The organism is Providencia sp. PROV197 (assembly GCF_028479625.1).
Lineage (GTDB): Bacteria > Pseudomonadota > Gammaproteobacteria > Enterobacterales > Enterobacteriaceae > Providencia > Providencia vermicola.
Window position 1 is genome coordinate 102,611 of record NZ_JAMPNZ010000004.1, and the last position, 20,969, is coordinate 123,579.

The window sequence follows — 20,969 nt, forward strand, 5'->3', positions numbered from 1 at the left end:
ATGACTCACTCTAATCAATTTGAGCACCCCAATCTGGTCGTTGATGATGCAACCGTAACATACAATAACGGTCACACCGCAATTTATGATGCGAGTTTTAATATTACGGGAGGCTCCATTTGTGCACTCGTTGGTGTAAACGGTAGTGGAAAATCGACGCTCTTTAAAACCATTATGGGGCTTGTCACCCCATCATCTGGCAGCGTGACATTAAATGCCCAACCGATTAAAACTGCTTTAAAAGAAAACATTATTGCTTATGTCCCGCAAACAGAAGAAGTTGACTGGAACTTTCCTGTTTTAGTGTCGGATGTTGTCATGATGGGGCGCTACGGGAAAATGGGCTTTTTCCGTATTCCCAAAAAAGAAGATAAAGACGCCGTGAAGATGGCACTGGAACGTGTTGACCTTGCTGGCCTTGAACATCGTCAAATCGGTGAACTTTCTGGTGGGCAGAAAAAACGGGTGTTTTTGGCTCGCGCCCTTGCCCAGCAAGGTAAAGTTTTGCTTTTAGATGAACCATTTACGGGGGTTGATGTAAAAACCGAAAATGCCATCATCGATCTGCTACGCAGTTTACGTGATGAAGGCCACCTCATTTTGGTTTCCACTCATAACTTAGGGAGCGTCCCTGAGTTCTGCGACCAAGTCATCTTGATTAACCGTACCGTATTAGCCAGTGGCCCAACTGAAACGACGTTTACACAAAGAAACCTTCAGCAGGCCTTTGGAGGAGTACTACGCCACATCAATCTGTCAGGGCAAGAACTGCATGATGATGATGACCCTCGCTCAATTACCGTCATTACCGATGATGAAAGGGCTGCGGTTTTTTATGGTCATGATCACGATGCACCAGTGAGAAAAAATCAGCCAAAGGGTGAAGAATGATTGATTTGTTATTAGAGCCCTTTAAATACGATTTTATGATAAAAGCCATTTGGGTGAGCGCCATTGTCGGTGCCGTCTGTGCATTCTTATCTGCGTATTTAATGCTAAAAGGCTGGTCATTGATGGGTGACGCCCTTTCCCACTCCGTTGTTCCAGGGGTGGCTGGAGCTTATGCATTAGGCTTACCTTATGCTGCAGGTGCTTTTTTTACGGGGATCCTCGCGGCACTTGCCATGACGCTGGTAAAACATTTAACTCGCCTGCGAGAAGATGCCGTTATCGGCTTTATCTTTTCCACTTTCTTCGCTGCGGGATTATTAATTGTTTCATTAAACCCAACCTCGGTAAACGTGCAAAGCATTATATTTGGTAATATTTTAGGCATTGCAGATGCGGATGTGCTTCAAGTTGAAATAATTATCGGTGTTTCATTCATCGTTTTATTATGCTTATGGAAAGACCTTTTAGCCGTCTTTTTCGATGAAAGCCATGCGCGCTCCATCGGTTTAAACCCCTTACGCTTAAAAATCATTTTCTTTACATTATTAAGCGCCTGTACAGTCGCCGCACTGCAAACGGTTGGGGCTATTTTAGTGATAGCAATGGTTGTCACGCCTGGCGCCACGGCCTACTTACTGACTGACCAATTTAAGCGATTGTTAATCATCTCCGTGACTATCGGTACTGTGACCAGCGCAGTTGGTGCATATATCAGCTACTACCTTAATGGCGCAACAGGTGGGTTAATCGTCACGTTGCAAACCATGATTTTCTTATTGGCTTTCTTCTTTGCACCGAAGCACGGCATTTTTGCCTCTCGTCGCAAGGCGAAAAAAGAAGTCGCCCGATTACACCAGCAAGGAGCCTCTCATGAGTGATTTTATTGACTTATTGATGGCACCATTCGCATTTCCTTTTATGCAGAAGGCATTAATCACCGCTATCGTAACAGGAACTGTGTGTGCGATTTTATCTTGCTTTTTGGTGTTAAAAGGCTGGTCTCTTATGGGGGACGCTATTTCCCATGCTGTTTTACCAGGGATCATTATTGCCTCGCTGCTGGGTATCCCATTAGCAATTGGGGCATTTGCCTCAGGGTTATTTTGTGCCGTCGCCACGGGTTATCTCAAAGAAAACAGTCGAATAAAAGAAGATACGGTCATGGGGATTGTGTTTTCAGGAATGTTTGCTATCGGTTTAGTGATGTTTGCTAAAATCGATACAGAGCAACACCTGACGCACATCTTATTTGGCGATATTCTGGGGATCACCGATAGCGAATTTAAACAGATTTTACTGTTTGCTGGGATCACGATTGCAATTATTTTACTGAAACGTAAAGATTTTATGCTGTATTGCTTCGACCCAAACCAAGCTCGCGTGATTGGCTTACCCGTTAAGTTGATTCATTATGGTTTGTTATCATTATTAGCGTTGACCATTGTTGCCTCACTGCAAGCTGTTGGGATCATTCTTGTCATTGCCATGCTGATTTCACCAGGAATTATTGCGTTCGTTCTTTGTCGTAGCTTTGGCAAAATGCTGGTCGTCGCCATTATCGCTTCAGTGACATCTAGCGTCATTGGTACTATTCTTAGCTTTCATATTAATGCAACAACAGGGCCAACCATCGTGGTGACTCAAGCTGTTTATTTTGTTATTGCCCTAATCTATAGCAAGCTGGTATTAGCCCGTAAACGGAGCCAGACAAATCCCCAAAGTATGCACACAGCTTAAACTAAAATCATACGTTCATATAAAAAGGCTGATCTAAGCTATTGAATTTACCCTATATAGTTAGAGCAGCCTTTTTTTGAAATATGATAAATTATGAGTAATCGCTTATTTACGTAGTGTGCGAGGTCGCTGGTGTACAACGGTATTTCTCTGCAGTTCAGCCGCTTCCATATCATAAACTTTCATTTCGCCGCTTCCTGCGGGCAATGCACGTTCAACCACCAGCTCGGCGTCCGATTGAGCAATTAACGCTTGCAATTGCTGATGCTGACTGCACCAAATTGCATCAATATCTTTGTCTCGTTGAGTGTCCCTTTGTGTGGATAATGCCACTGTACGTGTTTGAAAACGAGCTTGTTTTCCCCCCAACTCTAAACCATATCCTGGGGTTGCAGGGTGCCTGACCACGACTTTACCATCATCCATCCAGGTTTTAACATCCGTTTCTTGGACTTGATAACCCAGCTTACCTAAGCCGTCTAGCACCGTTCTTCTTTGCGCCTCTGCGACAAACGCCTGTTCCGCGAAATTAATTCGTGCATCTAATTGTTCAGCCAGTGACATCAACTCAGCAACTGAGCTTAAATGCGTTGAAGCTAATGCCTCATTAATAATTATTGTATTTTCCTCATCAGAAAAAATAGCAAGCTCAGCACAAAGCTGTTCAATTTTTTCAACTAACTCAGTATGTTGCTGGCTTTCTTTCAACTGCTTAGCCAACATTAGGATGAGTGAATCGGCTCGTAAGTGGCGCTGTGGGCTTTCATTCATGGCTTGAATTTCAGTGAGCTGTTGCTGTGCACTTTGTACTTCAGACAAATATTCCACCAGTTTAAGCTTTTCAATCATCAGTAAAATTTGCTCACATTGCTTGGCAAATGGTGATAATGGTGCTCCGTGCTGCCAAAATTGAGGGACACCATCAGATTGAGCTTTTAACTGATCTAATAATTGATTAGCAAATGGTGAAAGCTGATTTTGCACGTCATTTAATACGGCGAGTGCGCGGAAAATGAGTGAGCTCGTGGCCTTTTCGGTCATCGTATCTGCATTTTCTAACTCCGCAATTAGCTGTTTTTCATGGGGAAGTTTTTCACGAACTAACGCGGATAAAGATTCTAGGTTGTGCTGTCGGTGCGCGTTTGTTCTTGCCACTAATGCCTGTTGTTCAAGTTGTTGTTCGCGAACGGTTTGAATCTCGTGTTTCAATGTGCCATTCAACTCACTTAATTGATTTTTCAACACCGTTAACTGGCGTGCAGGCAATGTGGCAGTGTCACTCGTTGAAAGCTGCTGAAATAATGTGGCTAATTGCTCAATACGTGACTGATGATACTGGGTTGTATTGGCCATTTTTTGCCATTGTTGAAACATTTTACTTGTCACAGCCAATTGCCGACGACACTGGATTTCATTCATTTCCCTAACGCTGATACGATGCACAGATGAACTCATAACTCGCCCTCTTGATTAGTCGCCATGCTCTTAGAGCCATTTAAATTTAATGATGCGTGGACAATCGCGTCCTGTAACTGTTGCTGCGCTAATGCTCTATTGTTATACCAGTCAATAATCGAAATGCGGTGACGTTGGGGGATCACGCGACTTAAAATATTGCTGCGCCATAACTCTCGCGCTCTAGCCGTATGCAAAAGTGGGTGTGAGGGCATGTCACATTCAATACCAATGAGTAATTGCCCAGTTATTTTATCTTCAATCAGGCAATCAAAATGAAACACTTCTTTTTTTGTAGATACCGTTACCTGCCAACCATTTTCCTGAATAAATTCAACGACTGAAGCGACAAACGCACTTGGTTCCTCAAGTGTATCCTGCACGGCAAACTGAGTTTGGCACATTCGGTTAAGCAATTTTTGGTTTTCTTTCTGTTTTGTCGGATCACATGCGTCTTTTGCATAAGCTAAATAACCTTGTAAGTAATCTCGCGGGCTTTCAGGCTTACGATAGGTTGTCAATAAATCCGATATTTCTTCAATAGGCATCGAAGACATAATGACCACACGTTGTCGTGCCCGTGTGATCGCAACATTTAAACGACGTTCTCCCCCTGATTGCCCTAATACGCCAAAATTACGCCTAAATGTCCCTTGTGTATTACGGCCAAATGTAGTGGAAAATAAAATCACATCACGCTCGTCTCCTTGCACGTTTTCCACATTTTTGACAAAAAAGGACATATCTTCTTCATCTAAAAAACGTTGATTTTCTTGAGTATAGGCAGCCAAGAATTCGTCGTCCTGCTCCGCACGCAAACGAATATGTTGATTAATCAATGTTGTTTGCTTTTGGTTAAAGGTGACCACGCCTACTGACGGGCGTTGTGCAAAAGGTAATTGCCATAATGTTGCAAGATGGTCGACAATCGCTGCTGCTTCTGCCTCATTTGTTTGATTTGTATACACACCATTAACCGCCACAAGTTGTAGCGGCTTAATTTTATTAACTAATTTTGCTGAAAATTGTGCTGGGATATTTAACCGGTTTTCATAGAAAGCAAAGTTTGAAAAGTTGATCAGTTCCCGATATGCCGAACGGTAGTGGATATCTAGAGTATGCACAGGCAATACGGTACGCGCTAAATGCAGCAAGTCAGGGCAATCACTAATTTGCCGATAATCCCATTCCTCATCGGCCTCTTCCTGCTGTTCATCTTCATCATCATGATTGTCTTCTTCAACCAGCTTCCCTGTGAAGAATTTCGATGGTGGCATTTGCTTCTCATCACCACTGACAATGGCTTGTTTCGCTCTAAACAAGGTAGATAATGCAAATTCAATCGGCATTTGAGACGCTTCATCATAAATTACACTATCAAACATTGCCGCTTGCAATGGCAATACTTGGCTTGCCACATCAGGTGTCATCAGCCAAATTGGGCGTAATTGCATCAAGCCAATTTCGCGTCCTTCATTAATAAACTCCCTTAAACGGCGCGCCCTTGGCCCTGCAAGGCGTGTAATTTCTTCCCATTCACGGCGCCCCCCCATTTTAGCTAAGTCATAATTGCGTGTCAGCGCTGTACGATTAAACGATTGCAGTTGTTTCTGTGCGCTTTCAAGTTCCGCTAAATCCGCCATAAATTGTATATTATTAGTTGAAAGTGCAGGTAATTTGGCATCAAATTGCGCTTTGACAAAGTGATAGAAACCGTAGCTAATGGTTTGGCTCAGTACCGCAACCCAATCTTTTTGGTGGCTATTCTCATGAATATATTGCGCAGCGACAGGGTATAATATTGATAAAACTTGCCAATGTTGTTGAGTAAAATTAGCCGTTTCCATTCTAAATAATTGATATTTTAATAAGTTATTTTTTTCTTGGAATATTTGGGCTAATTCGTCCGTAAATGATTCTCCTTTATTAATGGCACATTGGAAACGTTCAACCGTCTGAGGTGAAAAAACAGACGCCATACGTTTTAATTGGCTCGTGCTTTCACGTTGTGCTTTAACTCTTGCAATCGCAGACTGCACCTCAAGGCACTGGCGTTCAAACCCGATTTGTTGTTCATCAATAATAGCGAATAAAAAATGTGAAATTTCAGGGTATTGAAGTAATAATTGGCTCGTATTATCCACCCATTTTAATTGCTCAATTAATTGCGGTAAGTGAGCTCGCCAATCCTGTTCAAAATTAACACCCATTTTTTGATAAATAGGCATAATTTCTTGTGCAATCAAACGCCATTGTTGCTCTACCTCAATCGTTGCTTGCAACACAGGCAAACTCGTCTGATTTACCCCACTTTGCGCTATAAATTGCTGTAACAGGTTATGGCGCCCGTAATAAAATGGGTTGAGGAAGCGTAACCATGAACCTTGCATTGACTCAATTGCTGCGCGAGATAGCTGAGCCAGTTTTTTCGACTCAATCCCCTTAAACAGTGGGAACAACAGTGAATCTGTATTCACCACGTCAATCAATAATAAGCGTTGATAGTATTGTTCTAATTGTTCAATAACTGTTTTACCTGTGGTGACTGAACCCTGTAAATTGATAAACAAAGCTAGCCACTGGGATAAGCTTTGCCACTGCGCCTGCGTTTGCAGGCCCAAATGCCGTTTTAGTTGTTCCAGAATTAATTCATGGCTTGTCAGTTCAGTGAGTTGAATACGGTGATAATCCGATTGGTACACCTGATCACGCTGCTTTTCAGCCTCTATAAATAATGCAATATATTGATTAAACAGCGTATATTGATGGTCGTTCACAGAAAACAGGGCCAATGCTTTTAGTGCACTATTTTCATAATCGAGTTGCCACCAGGCCTGAGCATGCTGGTTTACATCATCAAAAAGTTGGGCAAATTTGGTTTGATTAAACTCATTAAATACTGGGGCTAACGCATCATTCTGGATGTTTAAGCGCTCTGAATCTTCAACCTCAATTAATTGACTTAAAATTTGCTTATAAGACAGCTGCCAATACTCATCAACATGGTTGAGTGCATGGTAATAACCATCGAGTTTTTGCTCAAAAAATTGTACTCGGTAGAGTAAATTAGCGCGTTCTTCCTGCCAATCTTGTTCAAATAATACGCTGTTTTCTTTGTTCCACAGTTGCTCGATTTGTTCACGTACCGCCAAAATAATATCACGGCCCTTTTGGTTCTGGTTGATGAGCAACGCTCTGTCGCCTAAACCATTGGCAACCAATCGCTTATATACCACCTCAAGCGCCGCAGGCTTTTGGCATACCACTAATACTGTCTGTTGATGGCCTAATGCATCTGCAATTAAACTAACGATGGTTTGGCTTTTCCCTGTTCCTGGTGGCCCTTCAATCAATAGTCCAGTTTGTTGCTGTGCCGCTTGAACGACACGTTCTTGAGAGGGGTCAGCAAGGGACAACGCAAATGGGCTCAGGATATTTTCGGAGTCCATAACAGGTTCTTGAATATTAACTGAATTCACTTTCAGTAAGGTCGACAACGCCGTTTGAGCAATAGAGGTATTCGCGATTTGCTGTAGATCGCTACTCATCGCCTGCCCAATAAATGAGGTATGAAATAGCACCGCGGAACAGGCAATTTGCGCACAGTTTTCAGCAACTGGGTCGGTTAATGCAGGTAATGGAGCTAAATCAAGGTCTTGTACTGGCAGCAATGCTGACAAACTTTCCATGACTTCACCAATGGTCAAGCCTGCTTTAGACAATAACGTGTCTAACGCTCCCTGCCATTGACTCATTGCAGGAATACCGACAAAACTCGCTAATGCAGGGTTAAGACGGACGGCTCCTCGTTCGTGGTCAAAATTCAATTGGATGGGACTTTGTTGTGCAATAGCCGATTGCATTGAAATTGGCCATAAAAATAATGGGGCAATTCGGGGTTTAATTTGGTTTGGCTGGGTATTCAGTACTAAAAAAGGAAATCCCAGATACATTCCATTTATACCTGTATCCCTTTGATATAATTGCGTATCTGCTTGCAACATTCTTAAGCGGCTATTCACACCTTTTCGCTGTAGCAACATATCGCTATCAATCGTTATCAACCCTTTTTTACGATTAAGTAGATGTTCCAATAATGTGCTTGCACGGCGAACTGCGCTATCACACTCAGTTAAATCAATACGCCCTGTATTTGGCGTTAAACGCATGCGAACTAAATTACCCCGCTGTGTCACCGCCGTTAGTTTTTGGTTAAAAAAGCGCAACACTTCTAGTACATATTTTTGTGATTCAGGAACTTGCCAGTGTTCTACGGGTACTGCCAGTAATACCAATATTTTCTTAAGTGAAAGCCTACGCATCAATAAAAACTGGTCAACCCAACTGTCTAAAACGGCCAACCCAATTCGCTTGAAGTCACTTACTCGTTCACTAAGCAGTAAATACAATTCCTTACGCGTTAGTGAAAGCTGCTTTTTGGCGATTTCATGATCAAAATTATGAATATCGTTTTGTTTAGCGAGTTCAAATGCCTGTTCAACTAATGCTGACACTGAAATAAATTGGCCAATATCCGCACTCAATAATAGAATGTAATCAATTTCTTGTGGACTTTGCCTGTCAAATAGCCCTTGTAAACTTTCATTATGTGAATCAGGGAATTGGGCATGAAAGAGCGCCCATCTTGCCGATAATTGATTGATTGACGTAATCAATAAATACAATCTGAGGCTTTCTTCATTCAAAATGATGTTTAACTGATTTGCACGTTCACGCACCAAGTATTGGCGATGATAAAGCTGTACTAGCCAATGCTGTGGGTCAATATCTTGAACGTATTGGTTAAGAGGTTCGCTAATCAATGCAAAAGCTAAATTTGGGTTTTCTAACAACCATGCAGGGGTAATTATCTCACCGCGGTAAATCAACGGAATGTTTTCATTCAAGATTTTTAAAGCGAAGGTCAGCTTAATGTCATCGAGATTTTCTTGATGAAAATCACTATCCAGCAATGCCTGCAATTTTACTAATTGCGCTTGGCTATTTTCAAATTGTGCGAGCCAAGAGCTTATATCCCCCCGAAATAAAAGTGGCAACGCATCATCCCAATGGCTAGCTTCCGCGGCCATCAATGCAAATACATCAGGTTGCTGGAATTGCCGCCCTGCAAACGTCAGCGTATGGAAATGGCTTTGTCTATTGGTTTCTTGAATTTGAGGAGCTTGTTGAGGCTTCCCTTGTAGCCAAGCTGATACTTGTGGCCATTGCCAACGTAAAAAACGATCACGACACAACAACCCGCGTAATAACAACTGAATATTCGGATGTAAATCATCAGGTAAATCAACGCCATTCGTCATAACCTGGATAAGAAAGGCATTATCTTGAACCTGGGTAAAGCACTGCCCTTGGGTGAGTTGTTCCAAGAGAATAATTCCTAGGCTCCACCAATCAGATGCTGCACTGACACCACCCGCTAGCGTTTCAGGTGCTGAATAACGAGAAATATCCAGCGGTGTAACAATATCAAGGTCAAACTCAGATAAGCAGGCGGAACCATATTCAATCACAACGATATCTAAGGGATGACGACGACGAATAAGTAAATTAGCGGGACACAAATTACGATGACGCAGCCCATGTTCTGCAAACGCCGCAAGAGCCTGCCCCATTTCTTCCACTAATCTAGGAATTTCATGAGGTTGCCAAAATTCACCTTGTTGTATAAATTGGCTTAATGATCCCCCCTCAAGCATTTCAGTCACATGCCATGCACGGTTTTCATAGCGGCCTATTTCATAAAACTCGGGAACATGCTCAGTTGGGGTACGCTTAATGACTTGATAAATATTGGGATCTGGCTCCTCCCCTTTTTGATACAGGGTCAGTACACCACGTTTTTCTTCAGTACAATGCGTGACAAAGTAGCGTTCTCGGGGGCTATCACTACCATTAATCCGTCTTTCTATACGCCAAGAGCCTATTTGAGGATAGGATGACGATACAGCTTCAATGACGGGTTCTACTGCGACATCAGCCCCACACTCGAGGCAAATAAAGTCATCTGCAGCTATTGGGTGTCCATTTTCACAGTAGCGTACTTGACGGTTATCTGTTTCTCTTTGATGACTGTTTGAAGCTGAAGTTTCGAGCGGAGTCACTTGCTCTTTTTCTGGTCGCCATCCTTTTGGATGAATAGGCTCTAATGTTAGGTCCCAACTACAGCGTTGGAAACTTCCTTGCTCTGTTTGGATTTGCCCCGCACAAAATATTTCCGTCAGCGGCCGTTCTGTTAAACAATGCGGGCAAAAGCGTATCATCGTCATCCTTCTCTCTCGTTGCTATTTTTTGAGTTGTTTTAAAGTGTTATCTTGCAGAGCAAGGAGTTGACTCAACCGCGACATATCATCACGTTCAGGGATCCCCGCCAGAAACAGTCTCCCTTGTTCATCGAAGGCTAAATCCAATTTCTTATCTTCTGGTGTTATAACGCGTTGGTATTGCTTAAATAATGTCTTTCCGAGCGGTGTTAGAAGGTGAAGCTGTTGGTTATCACTGCCTCTTAACATCAATGTTTGCGGTATTTCGACTTTAAAGGGTTCGCTGATCAACGCATCAATGTAGGGATTCATTCGCTTAACTCTATCTTCAATCACATCCCATTCATAACCGCTATATACTAAGATATCCCCTTGAAATCGCTGTTTTATTTCACGTATAAGTTCAAATAAGGCATCTGGCTGCTCGAATGGCTCGCCCCCTGAAATGGTGATACCATCCGCAACAGGATACCATTCTACAATTTGGTTAATCAGCTTTGCCACCGTAAGATAACTTTCTTTCACATGCCAAGTATCGGGAGATAAACACCCTTTACAGCGCAATGAACAACCTTGAAACCAGATACCAATACGCTTCCCTGGTCCTAAGGTTGTCACAGGAAAATGAATACGTGAGACGCTAATATTCATTAAGTTAATTACCAACCGCGGTTAACATGATTTGCGTATTTTCCCCCATTTGAATGGACGTAATTTGATAAGCGCTATTGGTTTGTATGTCTTGATCAAAAATTGCTCTCGATAATGGATTAATCAAATGCATTTCCAATTGATTACGGATCCCACGTCCACCATTAGAAAGATCCGCCAAGCAACTCACTTTTAACGCCTCTTTGGCTTCAGCGGATATTGAAATAGTTAAAAGCTGCTTTTCTAAGCCTAACAAAATGTTATCCACCATTTGCTCAAAAATCTGCTCAGCAACGTCTGGACGAATAAAGTCAAAAACAATAATGTTTTCACCAATACGGTTAAGTAGCTCAGGGCGATTAAGTACCAATTTAAAATGGCGTTCTATTTCATTTTTTACATTACGCGTAACCGTTTCAAACGGTTCATGTGGCTGGACGTTGGCCACCCGCTCCCCATTAGTATCTAAACGGTAGATACCGAGGTTTGACGTAAAAATAATCAACGATTCCGAAAAATATACGCGATCACCACGCCCAGATGTTAAAACTCCATCATCAATAATCTGTAAGAATTTATCCATTAAATGAGGGTGGGCTTTTTCAATCTCATCAAACAAAACCACGCTAAATGGCTTTTCACGGATAGCATTGGTTAATTCACCACCAGAATCATACCCCACATAACCTGGGGGGGCTCCAATCAGTCTCTGGTCTGCATGTTCGGCACTAAATTCAGACATATCAAAGCGAATATAAGCACTTTCGTCACCAAACAGTAATTGCGTCACCGTTTTGGCAAGTTCCGTTTTACCAACACCTGTAGGCCCTGCTAAAAACAATACACCGCGAGGACGCCCACCTTTATGGCTACCAACCCCTGTCATTGCACGTTTGATAATATCTAATAAATGCGTAACAGCATGTTGTTGGCCTTTTACTCTACGTGAAATCACAGCTGGAGCATGATGAATTTTTTGCTTATCAATTTTTTTCCACGGATCTTCGGTGATCCCCACTTTATATCGGCGAACGGCATCGCGAATACTGGCTGCAGGCACCTGCTCAATACGCGCCAACTGCACAATTGCCGTTAAATCCAATAAAAGCAACCCTTCGGTTTCATCAACAAAGTCATTAATTATCTGTGGCTTATCAGCTTCTTCAATACCATTAAAATCCACCAGCGAGCCTAATAAACTTTGGGCTAATAAACGGCGCACTTGACCATCAGGTTTGGCAACAGGAATAGCTCGAATACGTGGGTTATTAATGACAAACCAATCGGGTAAATCTGTTTCTTTTTCGACTATCCAAAACACCGTATTATAGAACGGCTGATGATGCTCCCCTGCTGGCCTTGCCTTGCTTTGATGTGATGCAACTAATGCACGAGTAAATAAACTGTGTTCTGCAGGGGTGAGGTTATCATGATGGGAAATTAAACAAGAAGCGAAGTCGATACATAAGGCAATAGGCTCTTGTTTATCTTGAATAAGCCGTTCAAGCAGATGATTCAACATATCAATGCCACCAGCTGCTTTACCCTCAGTAATATTTAACCCAAGCCGTTGCATAACGGCCTCAGTTTCTTGGGCATCTTGCGCGGGGTTTGCTAAGCATTGAAAGCCCACTAATGGCGTGTAAGTCAGCGCATATGCATAACCTGCTTTAAATAAGCTATTAAATAAAGACTGGTTAAATGGTAAAGGCGTGACAACTGAAGGCGCAATTTCACTGGCTTGTAAATCGCGAACATTACCAAATAACACAAACTGACTTTTCAGCGGGATAAATCGCAGTAAGTCCCTTAACCAACGTGGATTTTGAAAATCAGTATGCATGGCTTCCCCTCATTATTTCATTTTTTGCAGTTTACCTGAATAAAACAAGGAACGCGCTGGCATATCGCTTTAATAGACAAATATCTGAACATTCTCAATCTGTTCAAAAACAGCTATCTTTAAATTTGTGATAATTTATTTTAATGAATAAAATTCTTAAACGGTTATTTCGTGATAGGTGCTTCTTTTTAAATAATTATCACTGTTAATTCCCAAACTGCCGCTATAGTATTGTGTTAATGAAGACCAAAGCAGAGCGAGGTGAGTCATGTGGCAAGCAATGTGTCGTTTATTAAGTGAACACTTAGGTGAAGCGGAGCTGCGTAACAAAGTCATTCTCTCTGGTGGTGATATTCACCATACGCTAAGAATCGACTATGGCGAACACACAGTATTCGTTAAACAAAATCGACGTGAGTTTCTACCTTTGTTTAAGCAAGAAGCTGAACAGCTTGAAATGCTCGCCAAAAGCCAAACAATCACCGTTCCCAAGGTATATGGCGTGGGGAGTAATAAGCACCATAGTTTTCTTCTTCTTGAATACTTCCCTTTAAAACCGTTTGATACCACCAACGCTTGGCATTTTGGTCAACAGCTTGCCCGTTTACACCAATGGGAAGAACAGCCTAGTTATGGTTTTGATTTTGACACCATGTTAAGTACTATTATTCAACCAAATGGCTGGGAAAAACGCTGGAATTCGTTCTTTGCAGAAAAACGCATTGGCTTACAATTACAATTAGCCTCTGAAAAAGGCATGGTATTTGGTGATATTCAGCGAATTGTCGATATTGTTAAAAATAAATTAACAGGTCACCAACCACAACCCTCTTTATTACATGGTGATTTATGGCCAGCTAACTGTGCCATTACCCATCAAATCGATGGAGTTCTTTATGATCCTGCGTGTTATTGGGGTGATAGAGAATGCGACATTGCGATGTTGCCATTGTATAAAAATATTCCCATTCAAATTATTGATGGTTACCAAAGTGTTTGGCCGCTGCCAAATGGCTTTTTAGATAGGCAACCTATTTACCAATTATATTATTTACTTAATCAAGCCCATATTTTCGGTAATGAGCAAAGCTACCTGCACGCCCAAAAGATAGTTGATTTGTTATTAAAGGAATAAAAAGGAACAATAGGCAAGTGAAGCCAACATCGCTACAGGTCAAAGTATGACCAAAATGTATTTTCTAAATAATTCGGACTGCAGCTAGGCGTCAAACGAAGGCACCCTTAATCACATACATAAGTATGTGACTAAGGTAACTGAGTGCAGACAACAACGCTGCGGTTTGAATAACACGCGGGATCCATCCCCTAAATAGTTCAAGCTGCAGCTAGGCGACAAGTGAATGAGTCGTTAGGAGCATACACAAGTATGTGACTAGCGCGAATGAGCGTAGTCAACAACGCTGCGGTTTGAAATATGACGGGGATGAGGAGCATACACAAGTATGTGACTTAAGATACTGAGTGAGGCCAACACCGCTACAGGTCAAAGTATGACAAAAACGTATTTTCTAAATAATTCGGACTGTAGCTAGGCGGCAAACGAAGATAGCTTGGGGAGCATACACAAGTATGTGACCCAAGTAGCTGAGTGAGGCCAACACCGCTACAGTTCGAAGTATGACGAAAATTACCAGTTAAGTAATTTAAGGATAAAATACAGCCCTATTAAAAGTACAACTGGCCAGAAATAAAGAATAAAAAATTGGGTAAAAATGGTGTGCCTTGGAATGGTGACGTTTGCTTCCAGCTCTGCTTTGGACAGCTCGATACCTTTGGCTTTTTCCAAAATCACATGATCTTCAAGGCTTTCGCGAATAAATTTAATTTGTCGGTACATTCTTAGCCCTGATGCACTGAGAGCCAAACCAACAAAAATAAAGATAAAGATAAGAATAAAGCCAAGGTTGCTACCTGAAAAACCATTGGCAACTTGTGGTACAGGCGAATTATTCCAGAAAAAATTTAAAAATGGTGTGGTTTGCCGTGTCATTTCCGCCATTAGTTTAATAAAATCATTGGCAACAGCGTTGATCCCCTCACCTGTCAGCCCTTTCATCCCCGCGAGTTTAACTAAAGACGCCAACGTCGAAATTAAAGCTACCAGAAAAACAACCCAACCCAGAATACGTTTGCCGATTGCGACATAATTAGCATTGTGGTAATTCATTACTGCTCTTCCTCAGAGTTATTATTCTCGATAAATTTTCATGGTGACTTTTCAGGGATAATAATAGCCGAAATTATTAAATGCCTCCAAATTTACCTTGTAAAATGATGATTGTGTAATAACTTTCAGAACTTTAAACATTTTTAAAAACACATTAGATAAACAACTTTCACCATCTGTGCCTATTCGCTTTAGTGTTGAGTTGTTACAATCACCCATTCAATTAATACGAATATTTGTTCGTTTGCTGATATCATAGTCAGTTAGTAAATAAATACTATTATCGCTGGGTAAGTTCCCTTAATTCCTACTGCCACAAGGGTAAAGCTTATTGGCAATAGGGTTTACATGAATGGAGTTTTAACATGTACCATAACCTTCCCATCCAATCCGTTATTTTTGATATGGATGGTTTATTGATCGATTCGGAACCTTTTTGGGAGCAAGCTGAACTTGAGGTCTTTTCACAGTTAGGCGTTGACCTTGCGATTGCCAACACTCTGCCTGATACTTTGGGTTTACGTATTGACCATGTTGTTGAGCTTTGGTACCAAGCCTCACCTTGGCATGGATGCAGCCAACAAGAAGCCAAACAACGGATTATCGACCGCGTTGTGGGCTTAGTTGAAGAAACCCGCCCTATTTTACCTGGTGTGCAACATGCTATGGAACTGTGTCGTTCAATGGATTTAAAAATTGCACTGGCATCTGCATCACCATTGTATATGCTTGAAAAAGTGTTAAATCTGCTGGATATTCGCGACTATTTTTCTGCTGTCATTTCAGCGGCTGACTTACCATTGAGTAAACCACACCCTGAAGTTTATCTGAAAGCTGCTTCTGCACTATCAACCAAACCAATTCATTGTGCATCTTTAGAAGATTCATTTAATGGTATGATTTCAGCCAAAGCCGCGAGAATGCGCTCTATTGTCGTGCCAGATAGCAAACACTTTAATGATCCACGTTTTGGTTTAGCGGATATTAAATTAAGCTCTCTAAATGAATTAGAATCAAAACATTTACGCTAGTTATAGCCATGTGTGTAATTTATGTTCACCCCTATCTGACTTAGGTAGGGGAATAACCAAAAAATATTAAATCCTTTCCTTATTTGCTAATAAATAAGAGTTTTTTTACCTTGTCTCCTCTATCTTATTCTTTTCAAACACTTTATACTGCCAATTAACTGTATAGATAAACAGATGGTATTTTATCCACCATGACCGCTGAAGGGCATCTGCTTTTTTCCGTCGCCTCTTTGATAATGGCCCATAAACTCCAAGTCACCCCTGAGCTTGCTCAAGGTGATTGGCTGCACTTGGTTCCAGGCGCGTTATTAGGTGCATTATTACCCGATATTGATCATCCATCTTCTCTACCTGGACGGCTACTACGTATTTTTTCACTTCCCATTTCTAAGCTATGTGGTCACCGCGGTTTCACTCATAGCTTACTTGCATGGTTGTTATTAATGCTTTCATGTTATCAGTGGATCCCCCTGCAATGGCCTATTCCTAATGACCTCATTCACGCTTTTTTATTAGGCTATTTGAGCCATTTAGTTGCTGATATGCTAACACCGTCAGGGGTGCCATTTTTATGGCCATTACCTCAACGTTTCTGTTTTCCCATTATCCGTGGCAAAAATAGCAAACGTAGTGAACGTTTTATTGCAATCGTTTTGACGGTTTGTGCCTGCTTATTGCCTACAGGGTATCACTTTGATTTTTATTCTCAGGTAGAAAGTGTAATAAAATATATACAAAATCAGCTAGATATACGCTTCCCTACATAATTTTCAGTTTTGTAATATAATGTAAGCATGAATAATACTATCTTATTACTATTTAGTATAAGAAATGTGTTTTCTCTGTTGATATCATATAACCAGTTGTTAGAAGCAACTAAATCCTTATAACTAATAAGGATTAAAGGGCTAGTCACATACCTTATAAAAAACGATTTGGAGTTCGGAATGAATATTCCTCTAATTATTAATGTGCTCGGCTTTGTAGCACTGCTGATACTGTTGGCAAAACTGGGAGCAAAAGGCTGGAGTCTGTCTAAAAAAGTGTTAGTCGGTCTGGTCTTTGGTGTCGCTTATGGTGTCGTGCTGCATCTCGTTTACGGAAGCGGCCACCAGACAGTAAAAGACTCCATTCTTTGGTTTAATATTGTTGGTAATGGTTATGTGCAGCTATTACAAATGGTGATTATGCCATTGGTATTCGCATCTATCTTAAGTGCTGTTGCAAGACTGCACAAAGCGTCTTCCTTGGGCAAAATTAGTTTCTTAACGATTGGAACATTACTGTTAACGACCGCAATCGCAGCCCTAGTCGGTATTTTGATTGCCAACCTGTTTGGCCTGACTGCAGAAGGCTTAGTACAAGGTCAGTCAGAAACTGCACGTTTAAGCGCCATTGAAACTAACTATATTGGTAAAGTTTCTGATTTAACCGTACCGCAACTGATTTTATCGTTTATTCCAAAAAATCCATTTGCGGATTTAACTGGAGCAAACCCGACATCAATTATTAGTGTGGTTATTTTTGCAGCCTTCTTAGGGGTAGCTGCATTACAACTGTTTAAAGACGATAAAGAGCGCGGTGAAAAAGCGTTAGCGGCAATTGATGTTATGCAAGCTTGGGCAATGAAATTAGTTCGTTTGGTCATGCGTTTAACACCTTACGGTGTCATGGCCCTGATGATCAAAGTAGTCGCAAGCTCGAATCTTCACGATATCATTAACTTAGGCACCTTTGTTATTGCGTCTTACGTCGCTCTCGGCATTATGTTTGTTGTCCACGGTATTTTTGTCGCAACAACTGGCTTAAATCCAATTAAATTCTTTAAGAAAGCTGGCCCTGTTCTGACATTCGCCTTTACCAGCCGTTCAAGTGCTGCAAGTATCCCTTTGAATATTGAAACGCAAACACGCCGTTTCGGTATCCCTGAGTCTATTGCAAGCTTCTCGGCATCTTTTGGTGCAACAATTGGCCAAAACGGTTGTGCAGGTATTTACCCTGCAATGTTAGCGGTCATGGTCGCTCCAACCATGGGAATTAACCCGTTTGACCCACTTTGGATCGCAACGTTAGTCGGTATTGTCACTGTGAGCTCAGCAGGTGTTGCTGGTGTGGGTGGTGGTGCGACGTTTGCTGCATTAATCGTCCTGCCTGCTATGGGCCTACCAGTAACCTTAGTTGCGCTGTTGATTTCCGTTGAACCATTAATTGATATGGGCCGTACAGCCCTTAACGTCAGCGGCTCAATGACAGCAGGAACAGTGACTAGTCAATTAATGGGTGAAACAGATAAAGCGGTGTTTAATCAAGATGATGATGCTGAACTAAAACACGTTTAGTCTCTTAGCTTATTTTTACTGGAAAAACCTGCCGACACGGCAGGTTTGAGGTTGTTGACAAAGCAGGATAAAAGCGTCGTTTTTCCTGCTTTGTGTTATCAGTCGAAAACCAATAAATTGATTTTCCTAATTTATTTTCAAAACCTATCCAACCTGCAGTCAAACCTAATCGGTTTGTCTGCAGTCTGAAACCTGCCGACACGGCAGGTTTTTTTATGACTGTAAATTGCCGTTTAATTTTATTTAAATCAAAAATAACTATCTAACCTAGTCTTTTCCACTAAAAACCATTGCAATTCACTGGATTTACATAAGATAATAAAATTCGAGCAACGTTTTCTTGAGCTTCCTGCTTGTGTTGCGTCAACCCGTATTCTACGGGGATATTATCAACATCAATATCTGGTTTTGTTATGTCAAATATTCATATTCTAAAAACCGACCCTTCAGAGAACCCTTGTATAAGCTGCGGTGCTTGTTGTGCCTATTTTCGTGTCTCTTTTTATTGGGCTGAGGCAGAAAGTGGCGGTGGCGTTGTTCCACAACATTTAACCGAGCAAATCACCCCTTTCATGAGCTGCATGCATGGCACCAATCAAAAGCAAAATACACGCTGTAGCGCGCTACAAGGCACGGTAGGGGAATGTGTGTCTTGCTCCATTTATGCACAACGGCCTACGCCTTGTCGTGAATTTGAGCAATCTTGGCAAGATGGTATCTATAATGAGGCATGCGACCGTGCACGTGCAGCTCATGGGCTACCTCCCCTTGAACCACATCATCCACAAATCGCTTGCTAACCCGTCAATGACCCAGAGTTTTTCTGGGTTATCTCTTGATTCATTTTTAAATCAAACAATTGCTTCCCTGCAAATATCGTCCTTTCAAATAAATTAGATCAATTCATTCATAACTTGCATCGCCAGTTCAAACGAATATAGGCGCGATTGATGATCAAAAATTTGCCCATTCACCATGATTTCATCCGCTTGTGTTTGCCGTAAAATTGTTTCTAAGCCATGTCGAACTTTGGATTTATCCCCAACCAATGACATCCCAAGTGCTTGCTGAACACCATATTCTTCAGCTGGAGACCAAATATTAGCCATGTTTTCAACGGGTGGTGGTAATTGGGAGGTCTGCCCACGACGCAGCATAACAAAAGCTTGCTGCATCGAGGTAAATAAGAATTCGGCCTCACGCTGTGTATCTGCCGCAATGATATTAATACACACCATCGCATAAGGTTTTGCTAGCCTTGCCGATGGCTGGAAATTAGTGCGGTAAACCTCTAATGCTTGCAATAGCAAATCAGGGGCAAAATGGGAGGCAAATGCAAAAGGTAAGCCTAATTTTGCAGCAAGTGTCGCGCTATAAAGGCTTGATCCTAATAACCAAACAGGGATTTTTTCACCAAAACCAGGAACAGGGCGAACTCCTGGGTCAGGATTAGTCGCATCAAACCAATTGACTATCTGGGCAATATCTTGTGGGAAACTGTCAAGATCCGTGCTCATATGGCGGCGCAGAGCCTGCATCGTTTGCTGGTTACTCCCTGGTGCACGCCCTATCCCTAAATCAATACGTTCTGGGTAGAGTGTATTAAGCGTACCAAACTGCTCGGCAATCACTAAAGGTGAATGATTCGGTAGCATGATTCCTCCCGAACCTAACCGTAACAATTGCGTATTCGCAGCTAAATAGCCAATGAGTACCGATGTCGCTGCACTGGCAATCCCAGTCATATTATGGTGCTCAGCAAGCCAATAACGATGATACCCCAGTTTTTCTGCTAATTTAGCAAGGTCAAGAGAATGGGAAAAAGCCTCTTTTGCCGTTGATCCTTCAGTTATTGGAGCAAGATCGAGCAAAGAAAGAGGAATTTTTTTATCTGACATATACGCTCACTTTGTTAGGATTATGGTGATATTGAACCTAACTTACCATCCTAGTCTATTGCGTCCTTAGCCTCCACAATAGAAATCCTCATTAGCACAACTGGAATAAAAATGTAAACTTTAGTCTACTAACCCACTGTTTTTACTAAATTATGAATTAAGCATGCATAAAAAGTGCAGTAATTATGAAGCTTCAGTCAAGGGAGGTAAAAGCGATTGAGCTACGAAAAATTTTCGTGAATGATGGTTTCATCAACCAGATGAGGAAATTGAAATGAAAAAATTAAATGCAGGTTTATTCGCTTTAGCGTTAATGTCAGTGGGTTTTGCAGCAACCGCAGCGAATATGGGCAATGGTGGGAATAACAACATGCAACGCCCACATATGGGTAATCATCATAATATGGTGTACAGCGTAGCTGAACAAACCACGACGCCAAATGAAACAGTGAAAAAATTGGCGAATAATGCGCCTAAAATTGAAGATGGCAAACGCTATGTTGTAAAAGTTACTGTAATGGAAGCCCCTGAATTTACTACGAATAACACACCTGTGCCAAAACCTGCTAACGCCCCCACAGCGCAGTAAAGGGTAATATTGATTAACCTTGTTAATGGTATCGGTAAAACCTTTTTTATTGATAAGCATAACCAA

Annotated in this window: 15 protein-coding genes; 9 read left to right on the forward strand and 6 right to left on the reverse strand. The window is 41.6% G+C overall.

Annotation, left to right across the window (positions count from 1 at the left end; all coding sequences use genetic code 11):
- The 3 genes from PR808_RS02345 to PR808_RS02355 are packed head-to-tail and all read left to right on the forward strand — an operon-like array spanning position 1 to position 2,628.
- The gene (locus PR808_RS02345; RefSeq protein ID WP_206084000.1) at positions 1 to 891 is read left to right on the forward strand and encodes a manganese/iron ABC transporter ATP-binding protein; all 891 of its coding nucleotides are present in this window, start codon (positions 1 to 3) and stop codon (positions 889 to 891) included.
- A complete protein-coding gene (locus PR808_RS02350; RefSeq protein WP_206083999.1) occupies positions 888 to 1,769 on the forward strand; it encodes a metal ABC transporter permease in 882 nt (293 codons plus the stop codon). The genes PR808_RS02345 and PR808_RS02350 overlap by 4 nt, the downstream gene beginning before the upstream one ends.
- On the forward strand, positions 1,762 to 2,628 hold the full coding sequence (locus PR808_RS02355; protein ID WP_206083998.1) for a metal ABC transporter permease: 867 nt from the start codon (positions 1,762 to 1,764) through the stop codon (positions 2,626 to 2,628). The genes PR808_RS02350 and PR808_RS02355 overlap by 8 nt, the downstream gene beginning before the upstream one ends.
- A 105-nt stretch (positions 2,629 to 2,733) precedes the next feature.
- Here PR808_RS02355 and PR808_RS02360 read toward each other — a convergent pair whose 3' ends face one another.
- From PR808_RS02360 to PR808_RS02375, 4 genes are read right to left on the reverse strand one after another with little or no spacing between them, the layout of a single operon-like run.
- Positions 2,734 to 4,083, reverse strand: a complete 1,350-nt coding sequence (locus PR808_RS02360) for a hypothetical protein (protein ID WP_272538616.1) — start codon at positions 4,081 to 4,083, stop codon at positions 2,734 to 2,736.
- A complete protein-coding gene (locus PR808_RS02365; RefSeq protein WP_272538617.1) occupies positions 4,080 to 10,370 on the reverse strand; it encodes a protein kinase domain-containing protein in 6,291 nt (2,096 codons plus the stop codon). Before PR808_RS02365 ends, PR808_RS02360 begins: the two co-directional genes overlap by 4 nt.
- 15 nt (positions 10,371 to 10,385) lie before the next feature.
- Positions 10,386 to 11,015, reverse strand: a complete 630-nt coding sequence (locus PR808_RS02370; protein ID WP_206083995.1) for a 4Fe-4S single cluster domain-containing protein — start codon at positions 11,013 to 11,015, stop codon at positions 10,386 to 10,388.
- Positions 11,016 to 11,019: 4 nt separating this feature from the next.
- Positions 11,020 to 12,858 carry an AAA family ATPase gene (locus PR808_RS02375; protein ID WP_272538618.1) on the reverse strand — a complete coding sequence of 613 codons (1,839 nt, stop codon included), beginning with the start codon at positions 12,856 to 12,858 and terminating at the stop codon, positions 11,020 to 11,022.
- Between the two features lie 268 nt (positions 12,859 to 13,126).
- On the opposite strand from PR808_RS02375, the gene PR808_RS02380 reads away from it, so the two are divergent.
- Entirely contained in the window at positions 13,127 to 13,993 is an 867-nt protein-coding gene (locus PR808_RS02380) for a fructosamine kinase family protein (protein WP_206083993.1), read from the forward strand.
- A gap of 513 nt (positions 13,994 to 14,506) precedes the next feature.
- Here PR808_RS02380 and PR808_RS02385 read toward each other — a convergent pair.
- Positions 14,507 to 15,046 (reverse strand): YniB family protein, encoded by a 540-nt coding sequence (locus tag PR808_RS02385; RefSeq protein WP_206083992.1) that lies wholly within the window; start codon positions 15,044 to 15,046, stop codon positions 14,507 to 14,509.
- A gap of 365 nt (positions 15,047 to 15,411) precedes the next feature.
- Here PR808_RS02385 and hxpB point away from each other — a divergent pair, with 365 nt between their 5' ends.
- The 4 genes from hxpB (at position 15,412) to PR808_RS02405 (ending at position 19,216) form a co-directional block, all read left to right on the forward strand.
- Complete coding sequence (gene hxpB / locus PR808_RS02390) at positions 15,412 to 16,077, forward strand: hexitol phosphatase HxpB (protein WP_206083991.1); 666 nt, start codon at positions 15,412 to 15,414, stop codon at positions 16,075 to 16,077.
- A gap of 191 nt (positions 16,078 to 16,268) precedes the next feature.
- Positions 16,269 to 16,844: a metal-dependent hydrolase gene (locus tag PR808_RS02395; RefSeq protein WP_272538619.1), complete on the forward strand. Its 576-nt coding sequence runs from the start codon at positions 16,269 to 16,271 to the stop codon at positions 16,842 to 16,844.
- 180 nt (positions 16,845 to 17,024) lie between these two features.
- Positions 17,025 to 18,416, forward strand: a complete 1,392-nt coding sequence (locus PR808_RS02400; RefSeq protein ID WP_206083989.1) for an L-cystine transporter — start codon at positions 17,025 to 17,027, stop codon at positions 18,414 to 18,416.
- A gap of 413 nt (positions 18,417 to 18,829) precedes the next feature.
- On the forward strand, positions 18,830 to 19,216 hold the full coding sequence (locus PR808_RS02405) for a YkgJ family cysteine cluster protein (RefSeq protein WP_206083988.1): 387 nt from the start codon (positions 18,830 to 18,832) through the stop codon (positions 19,214 to 19,216).
- Positions 19,217 to 19,309: 93 nt separating this feature from the next.
- On the opposite strand, the gene PR808_RS02410 is transcribed toward PR808_RS02405, so the two are convergent.
- The gene (locus PR808_RS02410) at positions 19,310 to 20,314 is read right to left on the reverse strand and encodes a luciferase-like monooxygenase (protein ID WP_206083987.1); all 1,005 of its coding nucleotides are present in this window, start codon (positions 20,312 to 20,314) and stop codon (positions 19,310 to 19,312) included.
- Positions 20,315 to 20,588: 274 nt separating this feature from the next.
- Here PR808_RS02410 and PR808_RS02415 point away from each other — a divergent pair, with 274 nt between their 5' ends.
- Entirely contained in the window at positions 20,589 to 20,903 is a 315-nt protein-coding gene (locus PR808_RS02415; protein ID WP_272538620.1) for a hypothetical protein, read from the forward strand.
- Positions 20,904 to 20,969 lie beyond the last annotated feature (66 nt).

Excerpts from the sequence above, each read along its gene's own strand:
- PR808_RS02370 (WP_206083995.1), bottom strand. The coding sequence starts at position 11,015 with ATGAATATTAGCGTCTCACGTATTCATTTTCCTGTGACAACCTTAGGA.
- PR808_RS02360 (WP_272538616.1), bottom strand. The coding sequence starts at position 4,083 with ATGAGTTCATCTGTGCATCGTATCAGCGTTAGGGAAATGAATGAAATC.
- PR808_RS02380 (WP_206083993.1), top strand. The coding sequence starts at position 13,127 with ATGTGGCAAGCAATGTGTCGTTTATTAAGTGAACACTTAGGTGAAGCG.
- hxpB (WP_206083991.1), top strand. The coding sequence starts at position 15,412 with ATGTACCATAACCTTCCCATCCAATCCGTTATTTTTGATATGGATGGT.
- PR808_RS02410 (WP_206083987.1), bottom strand. The coding sequence starts at position 20,314 with ATGTCAGATAAAAAAATTCCTCTTTCTTTGCTCGATCTTGCTCCAATA.
- PR808_RS02350 (WP_206083999.1), top strand. The coding sequence starts at position 888 with ATGATTGATTTGTTATTAGAGCCCTTTAAATACGATTTTATGATAAAA.
- PR808_RS02405 (WP_206083988.1), top strand. The coding sequence starts at position 18,830 with ATGTCAAATATTCATATTCTAAAAACCGACCCTTCAGAGAACCCTTGT.
- PR808_RS02365 (WP_272538617.1), bottom strand. The coding sequence starts at position 10,370 with ATGACGATGATACGCTTTTGCCCGCATTGTTTAACAGAACGGCCGCTG.
- PR808_RS02355 (WP_206083998.1), top strand. The coding sequence starts at position 1,762 with ATGAGTGATTTTATTGACTTATTGATGGCACCATTCGCATTTCCTTTT.
- PR808_RS02345 (WP_206084000.1), top strand. The coding sequence starts at position 1 with ATGACTCACTCTAATCAATTTGAGCACCCCAATCTGGTCGTTGATGAT.
- PR808_RS02375 (WP_272538618.1), bottom strand. The coding sequence starts at position 12,858 with ATGCATACTGATTTTCAAAATCCACGTTGGTTAAGGGACTTACTGCGA.
- PR808_RS02385 (WP_206083992.1), bottom strand. The coding sequence starts at position 15,046 with ATGAATTACCACAATGCTAATTATGTCGCAATCGGCAAACGTATTCTG.
- PR808_RS02415 (WP_272538620.1), top strand. The coding sequence starts at position 20,589 with ATGAAAAAATTAAATGCAGGTTTATTCGCTTTAGCGTTAATGTCAGTG.
- PR808_RS02400 (WP_206083989.1), top strand. The coding sequence starts at position 17,025 with ATGAATATTCCTCTAATTATTAATGTGCTCGGCTTTGTAGCACTGCTG.
- PR808_RS02395 (WP_272538619.1), top strand. The coding sequence starts at position 16,269 with ATGACCGCTGAAGGGCATCTGCTTTTTTCCGTCGCCTCTTTGATAATG.